Origin of the sequence: Isoptericola maris, assembly GCF_048065335.1 — a bacterium.
GTDB classification, from domain to species: Bacteria; Actinomycetota; Actinomycetes; order Actinomycetales; family Cellulomonadaceae; genus Isoptericola; species Isoptericola rhizosphaerae.
In genome coordinates this window covers 103,576-118,462 of record NZ_JBLUNY010000008.1, presented here as the reverse complement: position 1 = coordinate 118,462, position 14,887 = coordinate 103,576, and the positions used below count along the sequence as shown (strand labels likewise).

The window sequence follows — 14,887 nt, the reverse complement described above, 5'->3', positions numbered from 1 at the left end:
GGGAGGACACCCATGCGAGAGATCTTCGACGCCGAGCTGCAGCAGATCGGTGAGGGACTGGTGGAGATGAGCCGGCTGGTCGAGTCCGCGATCACGCGGGCCGGCTCGGCGCTGCTCGACGGCGAGCACCAGCTCGCGCAGGACGTCATCGCCGCCGATCACGAGATCGACCGGCTCGAGAAGGAGCTGGACGAGCGCTGCGTGCACCTGCTGGCGCAGCAGGCACCCGTCGCGACCGACCTGCGGGTCGTGATCAGCGCCCTGCGCATCAGCGCCACGCTGGAGCGGATGGGCGACCTGGCCCAGCACGTCGCGGAGGTGGCGCGCGGCCGGTACCCGGCGCCCGCCGTGCCGGACGGCGCGCGCGAGACGTTCGTCAGCATGAACGAGGCCGCGATCCTCGTGGCCCGCCGCACGACCGAGCTGCTGGCGACCCGCGACGTCGCGCTGGCCGCAGAGGTGGAGCAGGGCGACGACACCCTCGACCAGCTCCACCAGGACACGTTCGCGGCCACGCTGTCCCCGGACTGGACGGGCACCGCGCAGGAGACGGTGGACGTCACCCTGCTGGGCCGCTACTACGAGCGGTTCGGCGACCACGGCGTCTCCGTGGCACGACGCATCACGTTCCTCGTGACGGGCGACTTCGACGCGGAGCACTCCCGCGTCGCCGAGGCCTGAGCGGCGCACGCGGCGCTCCGGCCCCTGTGGACGACGACGGCGGCGCTCCCCGCGATGGGGGGCGCCGCCGTCGTGCACGACACGCCGGACGTGCCGGTGTGCCGGAGGGCTACTTGCCCTGGTTGGCCACGGCCGCGATGGCTTCCTTCGCGGCCTCCGGGTCCAGGTAGGTGCCACCCGGGTTGGTGGGCTTCAGCGTCTCCTCGTCGAGCTCGTAGAGCAGCGGGATCCCCGTCGGGACGTTCAGCCCCGCGATGGTCTCGTCGTCGACGCCGTCGAGGTGCTTGATGATCGCGCGCAGCGAGTTGCCGTGCGCGGCCACCAGGACGGTCTTGCCCGCCTGGAGGTCGGGCACGATCTCGCCGTCCCAGTAGGGCAGGGCCCGCTCCAGCACCTGCTTGAGCGCCTCGCTGCGCGGGATCGGCTCCCCCGCGTAACGGACGTCGGCGTCCTGGGAGAACTCCGAGCCGAGCTCGATCTCGGGCGGCGGAACGTCGTACGAACGACGCCAGAGCATGAACTGCTCCTCGCCGTACTGGTCGCGGACCTGCTTCTTGTCCTTGCCCTGCAGGTCGCCGTAGTGGCGCTCGTTCAGGCGCCAGCTGCGCTTGACGGGGATCCAGTGGAGATCCGCGGCGTCGAGCGCGAGGTTCGCGGTCGAGATCGCACGGCGCAGCAGCGAGGTGTGCAGCACGTCGGGCAGCACGTCGGCCTCCGTCAGGAGGGTGCCGCCGCGCTTCGCCTCCTCGATGCCCTTGTCCGACAGCGGGACGTCGACCCAGCCGGTGAAGAGGTTCTTGGCGTTCCACTCGCTCTCGCCGTGGCGGAGCAGCACGAGGGTGTAGGTCATGCCTCCATCCTGCCCTGACCGAGGGACCGGACGCACTTCCCGGCCGGATCGCGGACGTCTGGCGTCCGTCGTCTCGCCGTCGGCGAGCCGCCGTCAGGCGTCGGCGCGCTCGAGGACGAACACGGGGATCTCGCGATCCGTCTTCGTCTGGTACTCGGCGTAGTCAGGCCACGCCTCGACCGCGCGCTCCCACCAGGCCGCCCGCTCCTCGCCGGCGACCTCGCGGGCGACGTAGTCGTGCTTCTCCGTGCCGTCCTGCAGCTCGACCTGCGGGTTCGCCACGATGTTGTGGTACCAGACGGGGTGCTTCGGTGCACCGCCCATGGAGGCGACGACGGCGTAGGCGCCGTCGTGCTCGACGCGCATCAGCGGCGTCTTGCGCACCTTGCCGCTCCGGGCGCCAAGGGTCGTCAGGATGATGACCGGCTTGCCACGCAACGTGGTGCCCTCGGTGCCGCCCGAGGACTCGTACGTCGAGACCTGCTCGGCGGCCCAGGTGGACGGGCTGGGGACGTATTCTCCGGTGATAGGCATGTCCGCGCCAACGTCGTCGGACCGCCAGGTCATTCCCGGTGCGCTACCTCGCGCGGCGGACCTTGCCGGCCTGCTCGTACACGTCCAGCATCGCCGCGGCCGCGCGGTCCCAGGAGAAACGCTCGCTCGCGCGCCGGGCACCCGCCGCGAGCCGGACGAGCCGGGGCTCGTCGGCCAGCAGCCCGGTCAGCTCCCGCGCCCAGGTCCACGGGCTGTGGTCGCGCACCAGCACGCCCGAGACGTCGTCGACCACCACGGTCTGCAGCCCGCCCACGGCCGCGGCGACGACCGGCGTCCCGCAGGCCTGCGCCTCGGCCGCCACCAGGCCGAAGGACTCGTTGTGCGACGGCACGGCGACGACGTCGGCCGCCCGGTACCAGTCGGCGAGCTCGCTGCGCGGCACCGGCGGACGCACGTCCAGGTGCTCCCCGACCCCCTTCTGGTGGGCCAGGGCCTCGAGCTCGCGCACCGCCGTCGGACGACCGCTCGCACCACCCAGGACCACGAGCCGCGGGAGCAGCTGGTCCTCCGGCGCGCCCGCCGGGTCCGTGTGGTCCGCCATGACCCCCCACGCCCGCACGAGGACGTCCGGCCCCTTGAGCAGCTGTACCCGGCCCGCGAAGAGCACGACGGGCCGGTCGTCCGGCAGGCCGAGCCGCTCGCGGAGCGCGCGCCGAGACTCCGCCGTCGTCCCCGCGGGCGACGCCGGGGCGAACTCCTCCAGGTCGACGCCCGGGGCCACCACGTGGACCCGGTCCGGGTCCGCGTGGCAGTACCGCACGAGGTCGTCGGCCTCTTCGCGCGTCGACGCGACCAGCGCGTCCGAGGCCTCGACCACCTGCTCCTCGCCGATGATGCGGCCCTGCGGCTCCGGGACGTCCCCCGGGGCGAGCGCCGCGTTCTTCACGCGCGCCATCGTGTGCATGGTGTGCACCAGCGGGACGTCCCAGCGCTCGGCGGCCAGCCAGCCGACCTGCCCCGAGAGCCAGTAGTGCGCATGCACGACGTCGTACCAGTCGGCCGGGCGGTGCGCCTCGGCGCGCAGCACCCCGGCGGTGAACGCGCAGAGCTGGCCCGGCAGGTCGTTCTTGTCGAGGCCCTCGTACGGCCCGGCCGACACGTGCACGACCCGGATGCCCGGCTCGACCTCCACGACCTTCGGCTGGGCCGACGTCGTCGCGCGGGTGTAGATCTCCACCTCGGCCCCGCGCCCGGCGAGCGCCCGGGACAGCTCCAGGACGTAGACGTTCATCCCGCCCGCGTCGCCAGTGCCCGGCTGGTCCAGGGGCGAGGTGTGGACCGAGAGCATCGCGACCCGCGGGCCGGGCCGGGCGGGGGTCATCGCGCCACCACGACGCACGCCGGGGGCGTCGCCCACGGGACGCGGGAGACGACCTCACCGGCACCGGAGCCGCCGTCCAGCCGCACCGCGGCGAGCTCGCTCGACCCCTGCAGGGCCACGACCACGAGCTCCGCCCCGTCCGAGTCGAGCACCTCGTGGTGCCGGGGCCAGCCGCCGTCCCCCAACGAGGTGTCGGCGAGGTGCGTGATCGTCGGTGCGGCGCCGTCCGCCACCTCGTGGACCGCGAGCACGTCCGGCCCACGCACACCCACGTGCAGCCGCGTGCCGTCCCCGCTCACGGTGACGTGCCCGCCGAAGTCCTCCCCGGCGACGGCGCCCGGCCTGACCGGCACGGCGCCCGCGTGCTCCCACCCCGCACCCGACGGGACCAGCACGTGCAGCCGCGCGTCGAGCTCGCCGACCACCACCAGGGCACCGCTCGGCAGGACGACGAGGTGCCGGGGACCGGTGCCGGCGGGAAGGCGTGCCGCGACGTCGTCGTCCACGGACGGGTCGTCGGCCGCGGGCGAGCGGCTCGGGCCGGCGTCGCCGGGGCCCGCGTCGACCGGGTACCGCCGGACCAGGTCCGCGCCGAGGTCGGTCACCAGCACGTGGTCGCCGACGACCGTGACCTGATGGGCGTGCGGGCCCTCCTGCCGATCCGTGACCGGCCCGGTCCCCTCACCGAGGTGCACCGCCCGGTGGTCCTCCGCCGGGGTGCCGTCGTCGGCCACCGCGACCGCCGCCGCGGCGCCGTCGCCGTAGTTCGCGACCCAGACGGTCCGCGGCGTCGCGGCCACGTGGCACGGGTCGTCGCCGCCCGAGGCGAGCGCGCCGAGCGGGGTGGCGCCCCCGTCGTCGGAGACGTGCAGCGCGGTCAGCCTCCCGGGCGCCGTCTCGGAGACGGCGTAGAGCGCCGGAGCGTGCGGGTGCAGAGCCAGGAAGGACGGCGCCGCCACCTCCGCGGCGAGCGTCGGGGTGCCGAAGGCCCCGGTGCCCGGGTCCACCTCGACCCGCCACACGCCCTCACCGGTGCCCGGCGTGCTGCCCGCGGGATAGGTGCCGATCCACAGGGTCCGGGAGCTCGAGGAGATCATGGGGCCAGCCTAGGCTCCGGACAGCACCGCGCCCCGGCGGGGCTGATCCGACCGGGGCGCAGGCTGGTTGTGGTGAGGGTCAGTGAGCGGCTTCGTAGGCCTCCAGGACGCGACCCGGGATGCGGCCGCGGTCGTTGACCGTGTGACCGTTCTCGCGCGCCCACTCGCGGATCTTCTGCAACTGCTCACGATCGGTGCGGCCACGGCGCGACGCCGTGGCGCGAGGGGTGGTCCTTGCCACCGTCTTGCGTCCGTGCCCGATCCACTGGGACAGGGACTCGCGGAGCTCGGCAGCATGCGCTGCAGAGAGGTCGATCTCGTACGACACACCGTCCAGCGCAAAGGTGACGGTCTCGTCACCCTCGCTCCCGTCGATGTCGTCGATCAGTACGACCTGTGTCTTCTGAACCACGCTGTCACCCTCCGGTGCCTCGAATTGACTGAGCGATTCGAGCATGCCCGAGCAGAGAATGAATTGTCAACTCACCACGACCGGTCAGGCGTTCTTGATTGCCTCGGCAGAACCATTCGCCGAATTCTTCTCCGCAGCCATCCGCGCCTCGGCATCATGGAGCTCGAGCGCCGCACGCTCGTTCCGGTCGGCCCGCATGATCTTCCGCATCACGAACCAGAAGAGCAGACCGACGCCCACGGAAGGGACCAGCCCGGCAAGCACCGCCCAGAAGGTATCCATGTCTCGATCCTCTCAGTGCGTCGGCTTGACGAGCGGGAACAGAATGGTCTCGCGGATGCCGGCGCCGGTGAGTGCCATGAGCAACCTGTCGATGCCCATCCCCATTCCACCGGCCGGCGGCATCGCAAACTCCATCGCCGTCAGGAAGTCGTCGTCGAGACGCATGGCCTCGTCGTCGCCGGCCGCAGCCAGCAGCGCCTGGGCCTCGAACCGCTGGCGCTGGATCACGGGGTCCACGAGCTCGGAGTAGGCCGTGGCGAGCTCGAAACCGCGCACATAGAGGTCCCACTTCTCGACCTGGCCCGGGACGCTGCGGTGGTCGCGCGTGAGCGGGGAGGTCTCGACCGGAAAGTCCCGGACAAAGGTCGGCGCGTGCAGGTGGTCGCCCACGTGGTGCTCCCACAGCTCTTCGACGAGCTTTCCGTGACTGGCCTTCTTCGGGTCGATCGAGATCTCGACCTTCTCGGCGAGCGCCATGAGATGCTCCACCGACGTCTGCGGCGTGATCTCCTCTCCCACGGCCGCCGAGAGGGAGTCGTACATCTTGATGTCGGCCCACTCGCCGCCCAGGTCGTACTCCTCGCCGTCGGCCAGGGTGACCAGGGTGGTACCGAGGACGTCCTCGGCAGCCCGCTGCACAAGATTCTTGGTGAGATCCGCCATCGTGTCGTAGTCACCGTACGACTCGTAGGCCTCGACCATCGCGAACTCGGGCGAGTGGGAGGAGTCCGCGCCCTCGTTGCGGAAGTTGCGATTGATCTCGAAGACGCGCTCGACACCACCGACGACGGCCTTCTTGAGGAACAGCTCCGGCGCGATCCGCAGGAACAGATCCATGTCGTAGGCGTTCATGTGCGTCTCGAAAGGCCGCGCAGAGGCGCCCGAGGCGACCGTCTGCAGCATCGGCGTCTCGACCTCGAGAAAGTCACGGCGGTGGAAGTTCTCGCGCAGCGAGCGCACGACGCCGGCACGCACCCGCACCATGTCGCGTGCGGCCGGGCGCGCGATGAGGTCCACGTACCGCTGGCGGACCCGTGCCTCCTCCGAGAGCTCCTTGTGCAGGACCGGCAGCGGGCGCAGCGCCTTCGCCGCCATTCGCCAGGAGTCGGCGAAGATGCTCAGCTCACCCCGGCGGGAAGCCGCGACGCGTCCGTGGACGAACAGGTGGTCGCCGAGGTCGACGTCGGCCTTGAACGCGGCCAGCGACTCCTCCCCGACCACCTTCTGGCTGAGCATCGCCTGCAACCGGTTCCCCTCGCCGTCCTGCAGCGACACGAAGCAGAGCTTGCCGGTGTTGCGCAGGAAGACCACCCGGCCGGCGACGCCGACGAGGTCGTCAGTCTCGACGCCGGGCTCGAGGTGTCCGTACCCGTCGCGGACCGCGACGATCGTGGTCGTGATCGGGAGGCTGACGGGGTACGCCTCACCGCCCTCGGCGATGATGCGGTCACGCTTCTCGAGACGGACTCGCAGCTGCTCGGGGAGGTCGTCGGGCGCGGCGGAGGCGGGATTCTCGGGGGTCGTCACCGTTCGATTCTACGGGCCTGCCGAGGGGCCCTGGCCTCAGACCAGCGACACCCGGCGGTTCCAGGAGCGCACGCTCCAGACGACGCACACCAGGGCCACCACCAGCAGCGCCGGCAGGAACCCGATGGGCATGACGTCGGCGGGGGTGCCCGCCACCATCTCGACGAACACAGCGAAGCGGACGATGCTCAGCCGGCCGTCGTCGACCCCGATCGCCAGCGGCACGAGGGCGAACGAGGCGAAGGTGGCGACCTGTGTGACCAGGTACACACCCACCCAGACCACGACCGGGCCTCCCACGCCCAGCCGGTTCAGCGGTGCCTGGCTCCCGATCGAGGCAGCGAAGAAGTACTGCACCGGCCAGATCAGGACGAGCGAGACGACCGCGACCACGATGGCGACGACGCCCCAGGCGGGCGCCATCTCGACCAGTCGCGCCCAGCCCTCGCGCAGCGGCCTGAACAGGTCGCCCCGCCCCGTCCCGTCGCCGGTGCCGACCAGGGGCGACACGGCGAGCGCGATGCCGAGGCTGAGGGCGATCCCGGCGAGGGAGACCAGCCACGCCCAGACCGTCTTGGCCCAGTAGATCGAGGATCCTCGCACCGGCAACGTCTGGGTCAGGTATCCCCGGCGGCCGTAGCTGGACTGCCAGTAGGCCACGGCCAGCACGATCTGGGCCGCGGGGACGACGGCGAAGACCGCTCCCACCGTGAGCATCGTGCCGACCGGGGCGAGCACCGGCCAGCCGGTCGCGGCGAACAGGGCACCGACGGCGGCCACGAGGACCGCGGCACCGCCCACGACCCCGAGCATCGCGCGGGTCAGGACCAGTTCGTGCCTCAGGAGCGTGATCATGAGCGGTACACCTTTCGGAAGATCTGGTCGAGGCTCGCGCCGTGCTCGGCGCGCAGGTCGTCGACGCCGCCGGTGAGGACCACGCGGCCGTGGCGCATCATCACCACCGAGTCCAGCGCGGTCTCGAGGTCGTGCACCAGGTGGGTGGCGACGAGCAGCAACGACCCGGGTTCGAGGTTGCGGAGGATGCCGTCGAGGATCCCGTCGCGTGCGGCCGGGTCGACGCCGGAGATCGGCTCGTCGAGCAGGAACACGCGCGCCCGGCGTGCCATCGCGAGGGAGATCTGCACCTTCTCGCGCATGCCCTTGGACATCTCCTTGAGCCGCATCGACTCGTCCAGCCCGAAGGTGGAGATCAGGTCGCGTGCCCTGCCCTCGTCGAAGTCTCCGAAGAAGTCGCCGAACAGGTCCAGGCAGTAGCGCACCCGGACCTGATCGGGCAGGGAGCTCGTGTCCGGCAGGTAGGACACGATCGCCTTCGACTCGGGGCCGGGAGCGTGCCCGCCGACCCGGACGTCGCCGGTGTAGTCGGCGTACACACCGGCGAGGGTCTTCAGCAGCGTCGACTTGCCGCAGCCGTTCTCTCCCAGGAGACCGACGATCTGCCCGGCGGGGAGGTCCAGGTCCAGGCCGTCCAGGGCGGTGCGGGACCCGTATCGGACGGTCAGGTCGCGGACGCTGACCAGCCCCCGCTCAGGCGTCACCGTGCTCTCCCCGGGCGACAGTGCGGATGTGGTCGTCATGGTTCCATCTCTCCTCGATCAGCTGCCGGGCCCGGGTCCGGGACATGCCCAGCCCTCGCGCCCGGTGGACGTAGTCGTCCGCGGCACCGACCGCGAGCCGAGCCCGGACCTCGTCGATGACCTGCTCGTCGGACGTGACGAACCGGCCCGCGGTGCGCTCGGAGCGGCACAGCCCGCGGCGTTCCATCTCGGCCAGCGCCCGCTGGACGGTGTTCGGGTTGACGCCGAGCTCCGACGCCAGCTCGCGGACGCCGGAGATCCGGCCGCCCGCCGGCCAGGCCCGCGTGACGATGCGCCGCGAGAACTCGGCGACGAGCTGCTCCCAGATGGGCGAGCTGGTGTCGAACTCCATGCGGCCCTCCTGTCCTACTGTATTAAGTCATTAGCACAATAGCACGGCCGGATCATCATACCCTGGGGGGTATTGAGGTATGCTCGGTCGTACCGACGAGAAGGGCAGACCATGTGTAGAGCAGTGACCTGCAAGAACTGCGGCAAGACGACGTGGGCCGGTTGCGGGCAGCACGTCGACGAGGTCATGCGGGCTGTCCCGCGGGCCGACCGGTGCGAGGGCCACGCGCAGGAGCCTGCTCCGCGCTCCGTCCTCGCGCGCCTGTTCAGGCGGTGACCGCCCGCGGCGCGCACGCCGCGGCCCGAGGAGAGGAAGAGGCATGGAGCTCGACAAGGACGAGATGAAGAAGGTCTCGAACCGGCTCAAGCGCGCGCAGGGGCAGCTCTCCGCTGTGGTGCGCATGGTCGACGAGGGCAGCGACTGCGCCGATGTGGTGACACAGCTCTCGGCCGTCTCCAAGGCGTTGGACCGCGCAGGGTTCGCGATCATCGCCTCAGGCCTGAAGCAGTGCCTCGCCGACGAGGAGAACGGCGCGGCGGACGTCGACCGGCTCGAGAAGCTGTTCCTCAGCCTGGCGTAGCCACGCCGACGGAGCCCGGCCGATCACGTTGCCCGGGATCCTGCGGGGTGTGGGACTCGGCGGGTGCGCCGTCGAAATCCTGCTGCACCAGGTCTGTCCGGACGTCTCGCCGCACCGGACCGGGTCATGCTCCCGGCCTGGCCCGGCAGCCCTTGTGTCATTGGATACCCCCAGCACGAACCTCAAGGAGTGACTCCCCATGCTGCTCGAACGGATCTACGACGAGGACCTCGCCCAGGCGAGCTACTTCATCGGCTGCCAGGCCGAGGGCGAGGCCGTGGTCGTCGACGCCCGGCGTGACGTCGCCGAGTACCTCGACCTCGCCCAGCGGCACGGCATGCGCATCGTGGCCGTCACCGAGACCCACATCCACGCCGACTACCTCTCCGGGACGCGCGAGCTCGCCGCGACCACCGGCGCCGACATCTACGTCTCCGGCGAGGGTGGGCGGGACTGGCAGTACGGGTTCGAGGCGAACCGCCTGCACCACGGCGACACGATCTCGATCGGCAACATCACCATCGAGGCTCGCCACACGCCCGGGCACACGCCCGAGCACCTGGCCATGCTGGTGACCGACGGCGCCTTCAGCGACTCGCCCGGCTACGCCCTCACCGGCGACTTCGTGTTCGCCGGCGACCTCGGACGCCCCGACCTGCTCGACGAGGCCGCGGGCGGCGTCGACACACGCTTCGAGGGCGCGCGCCGGCTCTTCGCGAGCCTGCGGGACGAGTTCCTCACCCTCGCCGACCACATCCAGGTCTTCCCCGCCCACGGCGCCGGGAGCGCTTGCGGCAAGGCGCTCGGCGCCCTGCCGTCCACCACGGTCGGCTACGAGCGCCTCAACGCCTGGTGGACTCCCTACCTGCGCGACGACGACGAGCAGGGCTTCATCGACGAGCTGCTCGACGGGCAGCCCGACGCCCACGCCTACTTCGCGCGGATGAAGCGCGAGAACAGGGACGGACCGCGGCTGCTCAGCCCGCTGTCGCCGGTCGACCGGGCGGACCAGGCCGACCTCGCGCGCCGGCTCGAGGCGGACGAGGTGATCCTCGTCGACACCCGCGACCAGCACGCCGTGCACGCCGGCACGGTCGACCGGAGCCTCCACGTCCCCGGGCTCGCCAAGGCGGCCAGCTACGGCGCCTGGGTCTACGACCCCGAGAGGGAGACCCGTCCGCTGGTGCTGCTCGCCCCGGACCAGGAGTTCGCCGAGGCGATGCGTGACCACCTGATCCGCGTCGGCATCGACACGGTGGTCGGCTTCACGCCCGACCTCGACGGGCTCCCCCTGACCACGCCCGCCGTCGTCCCGCCGTCCGGGCTCGACGCCGTCGACGCCGCGATGCTGCTCGACGTGCGCAACAGGACCGAGCACGACGACGGCCACATCCCCGGCTCGGAGCACCTCAGCGGCGGCCGCGTGCTCTGGCACCTGGACGAGCTGCCCGACGGCGGCACGATCGTGACGTACTGCCAGTCCGGTGTGCGCAACGCCGTGATCGCCAGCGCGCTGCGTCGCGCCGGCTACGACGCCGTCGAACTCGAGGGCAGCTACGCGGGCTGGGCCGACCGGCAGCAGTCCCGGCCCGTCACCGCGCCGGCGTGACCGGCGCCGGACCCGTCGTCCCGCGAGCCACCTGAGCGACGACCATGGACATCTCGACGGTGCTCGTCCTCCTGCTGGCGGTGGTGGTGGGCCTCTCCCTCGGCCTGCTCGGCGGGGGAGGCTCCATCCTCACCGTCCCGCTGCTCACGTACGTGGCCAGGTTCCCGCCCAAGGAGGCGATCGCCGCGTCGCTCCTGGTGGTGGGCGTCACCTCCGTCGCGAGCATGCTCGCCCACGCGCGGCGTGGCAACGTCCGGTGGCGGACCGGCCTGATCTTCGGCGCGGCCGGGATGGCCGGCGCCTTCGTCGGCGGACTCGTCGGCGGGCAGGTGCCGGGCACGATCCTCATGATCGCCTTCGCCGTCATGATGATCGCGACGGCGGCCGCCATGCTGCGCGGGCGCCGCACGAGGCCCGCTCCGTCGCGCGACGCCGGGGGCCGGCCGTGGCTGCGTATCGTCGTGGACGGCCTGGTCGTCGGCCTGGTCACCGGCCTGGTCGGCGCGGGCGGCGGGTTCCTCGTGGTCCCGGCGCTCGCCCTGCTCGCCGGGCTGCCGATGGCCGTCGCGGCGGGGACGTCCCTGCTGGTCATCGCGATGAAGTCGTTCGCGGGGCTGGCAGGCTACCTCACCACGGTGTCCCTCGACCTCGGCCTCGTCGCGGGCGTGACGGCGGCAGCGGTCGTGGGCTCGCTGATCGGCGCCCGACTCACCTCCCGGGTGCCCGAGGCGGCGTTGCGCCGAGGATTCGGCTACTTCGTCCTCGCCATGGGGGTCGTGGTGCTGGGCCAGGAGCTTCCCGGTGCGGCCGCCCTGGTCGTCGTGACGGTCGCCGTCCTGGCCGCAGCGGCCGCGATCATGTGCCGCCTCGTGCGCAACCGGTGCCCCTGGTCCGCGCAGCCCGGGCTCGGCTGATCGCCAGGTCCGGCGGCCGGTACCGTGGCGCCGTGAGCACGCCCGAGAGCCTCCCCGACCACTCCCCCGCTGCCGTCGTCCCCGGCCTCGACGCCGACTGGGTCGCGCGCACGGTCGAGACCGCCCTCGACGAGGACCTGGGCCCCGCACCCGGCCGGGACGTCACCACCCAGGCCACCGTGCCGACGTCGGCCACCGGCACCGCCGAGCTGGTCGCCCGCGAGGAGGGCACCGTCGCCGGTCTGGTGGTGGTCGCCGAGACCCTCCGGCAGACCGCCGGGCGTCTCGGCCTCCCCGTGCCCGAGGTGACGTTCCACGTCCACGACGGCACCGCCGTTGTCCCCGGCCAGGTGCTGGCCACGCTGACCGGGCGCACGCAGGTGCTGCTCGTCGCGGAACGGACCCTGCTCAACCTCGCCTCGCGGGCGTCGGGGGTGGCGAGCGCGGCGGCCGCCTTCGCCCGCGAGCTCGCCGGGACCGGGGCCCAGGTGCTCGACACGCGCAAGACCACGCCCGGCCTGCGGGCGCTGGACAAGTACGCCGTGCGGGCGGGCGGCGGGACGAACAAGCGCATGGGGCTCTACGACGTCGCGATGGTGAAGGACAACCACGTGATCGCCGCCGGCGGCGTGGCCGCCGCGATCCGAGCGGTGCGCGACACCTTCCCCGACGTGCTCGTCCAGGTGGAGGCCGACACGACCGCGCAGGCCATGGAGGCCCTCGACGCGGGCGCCGACTTCCTGCTCCTGGACAACATGCCCACCGCGGTGCTCGCCGCGACCGTCGCCGCGGTCCGCGAGCGCGAGGGGCACGACGGCGTGGCGCAGCGCGTCGAGCTGGAGGCGACAGGCAACCTCACGCTCGACCGGGCACGCGAGGTGGCGTCGACCGGGGTGGACTATCTCTCGGTCGGGGCGCTGACGCACTCCGCGCCCATCCTCGACCTCGGGCTGGACCTGCGGGGGTAGGTACTACCTCGGGGCGGTACTACCTCGCGAGGAGGGTGCCGTCGGTGTCGAGCGAGACGGTGACCCGCCGCTCCCACGCCGGGTCACGGTCCGGGAAGTCCGTGCGGAAGTGCCCGCCACGGCTCTCCGTGCGCACCCACGCCGCGCGCACCAGCGCCCGCGCGACCTGGTGGACGTTGGTGGTCTCCCACTCCGCGGCCTGCGGCGCCGCGACGACGTCCGCCTCCCGGTGGGCCGACGTCGTCACCCCGGCCAGCGCGGCGTCCGCACGTTCCAGCGACGCGGCCGAACGGACCGGCCCGGCGCCGTCGGACGCCGCCCGCTGCACCCGCGAGCGGGCCGCGGCGGCGACGAGGGCCGCGTCGCCCGGACGCTCGGCGGCCTCCGGCGCGTCACGCAGCTCACCCGCCTCGTACCGCTGCACGACGTCCGCAGCGGCCCGTTGCGCGAACACGAGCCCCTCCAGCAGCGAGTTGGACGCCAGCCGGTTGGCCCCGTGCACGCCGGTGCACGCCACCTCGCCGACCGCGTAGAGGCCCGGGACCGACGTCCGGCCCCGCAGGTCCGTGACGACACCGCCGGAGTGGTAGTGCTGGGCGGGAGCCACGGGCACGGGCTCCTCGGTCCAGTCGATGCCGGCCTCGAGCAGACGAGCCGTGATGCCGGGGAACCGGCGGCGCAAGAAGTCTGCCCCCAGCGCGCGGGCGTCCAGCAGCACGTGGTCGGCGCAGGTCGCCGCCATCTGCCGCACGATCGCGTGCGCGACCACGTCGCGGGGAGCCAGCTCCGCCATCGGGTGCGCGTCGGGCATGAACCGCTGCCCCGCGACGTCGAGCAGCAGCGCCCCCTCGCCGCGGACGGCCTCGCTGATGAGCGGCAGCTGCCCGCGCGCCCCGGCGCCGAGCCACAGCACCGTGGGATGGAACTGCACGAACTCCAGGTCGCCGAGCTCGGCGCCGGCCCGTAGCGCCGCCGCGATGCCGTCCGCCGTCGCGCCGGGCGGGTTCGTCGAGGACCGGAACACCTGCCCCACTCCCCCGGTCGCGAGCACGACCGTCGGCGCGAGGACCGCCCCGACGCCGTCGCGCGACCCCGCGCCCCGCACGTGCAGGGTCACGCCGGCCACCGGCCCCGGACCGTCCGACGACGGCGCCCCGGTCAGGACGTCCAGCACCAGGGCGTTCTCGATCACCTCGATGCCGGGGTCGTGCTGGACGGCCTCGATCTGCGCCACCAGCGCGCGGGAGATCTCCGCCCCCGTGGCGTCACCTCCGGCGTGCGCGATCCGGTCCGCCCGGTGACCGCCCTCACGGGTGAGCGCGATGCCGCCGTCGGCCGCCAGGTCGAACGTCGCACCGCGTCCCACCAGCTCACGGACGCGGTCCGGGCCCTCCGTGACGAGCACCTCCACGGCCGCTGGATCGCTCAGCCCACCGCCTGCCACGAGGGTGTCGTGCAGGTGTGCCGCAGCGGTGTCGTCGGGGTGCAGCACGGCGGCGATCCCGCCCTGCGCCCACACCGTCGACCCCGAGGACAGCTCCGCCTTGGTGACGAGCAGCACCCGGGGCACGCGCGTGCGCAGCTCGAGCGCGGCGGTGAGCCCCGCGATCCCCGACCCGACCACGACGGCGTCGGCGCGCGTCGTCCAGCCCGGCGCGGGAGCGGCGAGGGAGCGGGCGAGCCGGGCGGGCCTCACCGCGCCGCGACGGGGATGCCGGAGCTGACCAGCCCGAAGCCGTCCGGCACCTGGCCCGGGTCGTCGTCGACCTGGACGATCCGGTTCTCGCCGTCGACGAACACGACGTGCGGCAGGAAGCTCCGCGCGTCGGCGTCGGAGAGCATCCCGTAGGCGATGATGATCACGGTGTCGCCGGGGTGCACCAGGTGCGCGGCGGCGCCGTTGATGCTGATCTGCCCGGAGCCGGCCTCGCCGGGGATGACGTAGGTGGTCAGCCGCGCGCCGTTGTCCACGTCCACGACGTCGACCTGCTGGCCGGCGATCAGGTCCGCCGCCTCGAGCAGGTCGGTGTCGACAGTGATCGATCCCACATAGTGCAGGTCCGCCTGGGTGACCGTGGCGCGGTGGATCTTGCCGATCATCATCGGGCGTTGCAGCGAGGCCGGCCGGCGCGCGGGCGCGC

The 14,887-nt window shown here is 72.6% G+C and carries 18 protein-coding genes; 6 read left to right on the top strand and 12 right to left on the bottom strand.

Features of this window, described 5'->3' with window-relative positions:
• Positions 1-12 precede the first annotated feature (12 nt).
• Entirely contained in the window at positions 13-681 is a 669-nt protein-coding gene (gene phoU, locus ACH5HR_RS12790; RefSeq protein WP_402374179.1) for a phosphate signaling complex protein PhoU, read from the top strand.
• 109 nt (positions 682-790) lie between these two features.
• On the opposite strand, the gene ACH5HR_RS12785 is transcribed toward phoU, so the two are convergent.
• The 10 genes from ACH5HR_RS12785 to ACH5HR_RS12740 form a co-directional block, all read right to left on the bottom strand.
• Positions 791-1,531, bottom strand: a complete 741-nt coding sequence (locus ACH5HR_RS12785; protein WP_402374177.1) for a phosphoglyceromutase — start codon at positions 1,529-1,531, stop codon at positions 791-793.
• A gap of 93 nt (positions 1,532-1,624) precedes the next feature.
• Entirely contained in the window at positions 1,625-2,065 is a 441-nt protein-coding gene (locus ACH5HR_RS12780; protein WP_402374175.1) for a nitroreductase family deazaflavin-dependent oxidoreductase, read from the bottom strand.
• Between the two features lie 43 nt (positions 2,066-2,108).
• Complete coding sequence (gene mshA / locus ACH5HR_RS12775; protein ID WP_416478184.1) at positions 2,109-3,407, bottom strand: D-inositol-3-phosphate glycosyltransferase; 1,299 nt, start codon at positions 3,405-3,407, stop codon at positions 2,109-2,111.
• Complete coding sequence (locus tag ACH5HR_RS12770) at positions 3,404-4,504, bottom strand: lactonase family protein (protein ID WP_416478182.1); 1,101 nt, start codon at positions 4,502-4,504, stop codon at positions 3,404-3,406. Before ACH5HR_RS12770 ends, mshA begins: the two co-directional genes overlap by 4 nt.
• Positions 4,505-4,583: 79 nt before the next feature.
• On the bottom strand, positions 4,584-4,916 hold the full coding sequence (locus ACH5HR_RS12765) for a histone-like nucleoid-structuring protein Lsr2 (RefSeq protein ID WP_402374169.1): 333 nt from the start codon (positions 4,914-4,916) through the stop codon (positions 4,584-4,586).
• A gap of 84 nt (positions 4,917-5,000) precedes the next feature.
• Complete coding sequence (locus ACH5HR_RS12760) at positions 5,001-5,198, bottom strand: hypothetical protein (RefSeq protein WP_402374167.1); 198 nt, start codon at positions 5,196-5,198, stop codon at positions 5,001-5,003.
• A 12-nt stretch (positions 5,199-5,210) separates the two neighbouring features.
• Positions 5,211-6,725 (bottom strand): lysine--tRNA ligase, encoded by a 1,515-nt coding sequence (gene lysS / locus ACH5HR_RS12755; RefSeq protein WP_416478180.1) that lies wholly within the window; start codon positions 6,723-6,725, stop codon positions 5,211-5,213.
• A gap of 36 nt (positions 6,726-6,761) precedes the next feature.
• Positions 6,762-7,580, bottom strand: coding sequence for a hypothetical protein (locus ACH5HR_RS12750; RefSeq protein WP_402374163.1), 819 nt, complete (start codon positions 7,578-7,580; stop codon positions 6,762-6,764).
• A complete protein-coding gene (locus tag ACH5HR_RS12745) occupies positions 7,577-8,323 on the bottom strand; it encodes an ABC transporter ATP-binding protein (protein ID WP_416478179.1) in 747 nt (248 codons plus the stop codon). The genes ACH5HR_RS12750 and ACH5HR_RS12745 overlap by 4 nt, the downstream gene beginning before the upstream one ends.
• A complete protein-coding gene (locus tag ACH5HR_RS12740; RefSeq protein ID WP_416478177.1) occupies positions 8,274-8,675 on the bottom strand; it encodes a GntR family transcriptional regulator in 402 nt (133 codons plus the stop codon). The genes ACH5HR_RS12745 and ACH5HR_RS12740 overlap by 50 nt, the downstream gene beginning before the upstream one ends.
• Before the next feature lie 111 nt (positions 8,676-8,786).
• Here ACH5HR_RS12740 and ACH5HR_RS16940 point away from each other — a divergent pair, with 111 nt between their 5' ends.
• The 5 genes from ACH5HR_RS16940 to nadC all read left to right on the top strand — a co-directional run bounded on the left by ACH5HR_RS16940 (position 8,787) and on the right by nadC (position 12,746).
• Positions 8,787-8,951, top strand: a complete 165-nt coding sequence (locus tag ACH5HR_RS16940) for a DUF8730 family Cys-rich protein (RefSeq protein ID WP_518486617.1) — start codon at positions 8,787-8,789, stop codon at positions 8,949-8,951.
• A 43-nt stretch (positions 8,952-8,994) separates the two neighbouring features.
• Entirely contained in the window at positions 8,995-9,255 is a 261-nt protein-coding gene (locus ACH5HR_RS12735; protein WP_402374157.1) for a metal-sensitive transcriptional regulator, read from the top strand.
• 199 nt (positions 9,256-9,454) lie between these two features.
• Complete coding sequence (locus tag ACH5HR_RS12730; RefSeq protein ID WP_416478176.1) at positions 9,455-10,864, top strand: rhodanese-like domain-containing protein; 1,410 nt, start codon at positions 9,455-9,457, stop codon at positions 10,862-10,864.
• 44 nt (positions 10,865-10,908) lie between these two features.
• A complete protein-coding gene (locus ACH5HR_RS12725) occupies positions 10,909-11,778 on the top strand; it encodes a sulfite exporter TauE/SafE family protein (protein ID WP_416478174.1) in 870 nt (289 codons plus the stop codon).
• Positions 11,779-11,810: 32 nt separating this feature from the next.
• Positions 11,811-12,746: a carboxylating nicotinate-nucleotide diphosphorylase gene (gene nadC / locus ACH5HR_RS12720; RefSeq protein ID WP_416478173.1), complete on the top strand. Its 936-nt coding sequence runs from the start codon at positions 11,811-11,813 to the stop codon at positions 12,744-12,746.
• Between the two features lie 19 nt (positions 12,747-12,765).
• Here the strand turns inward: nadC and ACH5HR_RS12715 are convergent, their stop codons facing one another.
• Positions 12,766-14,442, bottom strand: coding sequence for an L-aspartate oxidase (locus ACH5HR_RS12715; RefSeq protein WP_402374149.1), 1,677 nt, complete (start codon positions 14,440-14,442; stop codon positions 12,766-12,768).
• Entirely contained in the window at positions 14,439-14,849 is a 411-nt protein-coding gene (panD, locus tag ACH5HR_RS12710) for an aspartate 1-decarboxylase (protein WP_402374529.1), read from the bottom strand. Before panD ends, ACH5HR_RS12715 begins: the two co-directional genes overlap by 4 nt.
• Between the last annotated feature and the right edge of the window lie 38 nt (positions 14,850-14,887).

Bases quoted from the DNA above. Each gene is read 5' to 3' on its own strand.
- ACH5HR_RS12725 (WP_416478174.1), top strand. From the start codon at position 10,909: ATGGACATCTCGACGGTGCTCGTCCTCCTGCTGGCGGTGGTGGTGGGC.
- ACH5HR_RS16940 (WP_518486617.1), top strand. From the start codon at position 8,787: ATGTGTAGAGCAGTGACCTGCAAGAACTGCGGCAAGACGACGTGGGCC.
- ACH5HR_RS12750 (WP_402374163.1), bottom strand. From the start codon at position 7,580: ATGATCACGCTCCTGAGGCACGAACTGGTCCTGACCCGCGCGATGCTC.
- panD (WP_402374529.1), bottom strand. From the start codon at position 14,849: ATGATGATCGGCAAGATCCACCGCGCCACGGTCACCCAGGCGGACCTG.
- ACH5HR_RS12730 (WP_416478176.1), top strand. From the start codon at position 9,455: ATGCTGCTCGAACGGATCTACGACGAGGACCTCGCCCAGGCGAGCTAC.
- ACH5HR_RS12780 (WP_402374175.1), bottom strand. From the start codon at position 2,065: ATGCCTATCACCGGAGAATACGTCCCCAGCCCGTCCACCTGGGCCGCC.
- ACH5HR_RS12770 (WP_416478182.1), bottom strand. From the start codon at position 4,504: ATGATCTCCTCGAGCTCCCGGACCCTGTGGATCGGCACCTATCCCGCG.
- mshA (WP_416478184.1), bottom strand. From the start codon at position 3,407: ATGACCCCCGCCCGGCCCGGCCCGCGGGTCGCGATGCTCTCGGTCCAC.
- ACH5HR_RS12735 (WP_402374157.1), top strand. From the start codon at position 8,995: ATGGAGCTCGACAAGGACGAGATGAAGAAGGTCTCGAACCGGCTCAAG.
- ACH5HR_RS12760 (WP_402374167.1), bottom strand. From the start codon at position 5,198: ATGGATACCTTCTGGGCGGTGCTTGCCGGGCTGGTCCCTTCCGTGGGC.
- ACH5HR_RS12740 (WP_416478177.1), bottom strand. From the start codon at position 8,675: ATGGAGTTCGACACCAGCTCGCCCATCTGGGAGCAGCTCGTCGCCGAG.
- ACH5HR_RS12785 (WP_402374177.1), bottom strand. From the start codon at position 1,531: ATGACCTACACCCTCGTGCTGCTCCGCCACGGCGAGAGCGAGTGGAAC.
- ACH5HR_RS12745 (WP_416478179.1), bottom strand. From the start codon at position 8,323: ATGACGACCACATCCGCACTGTCGCCCGGGGAGAGCACGGTGACGCCT.
- phoU (WP_402374179.1), top strand. From the start codon at position 13: ATGCGAGAGATCTTCGACGCCGAGCTGCAGCAGATCGGTGAGGGACTG.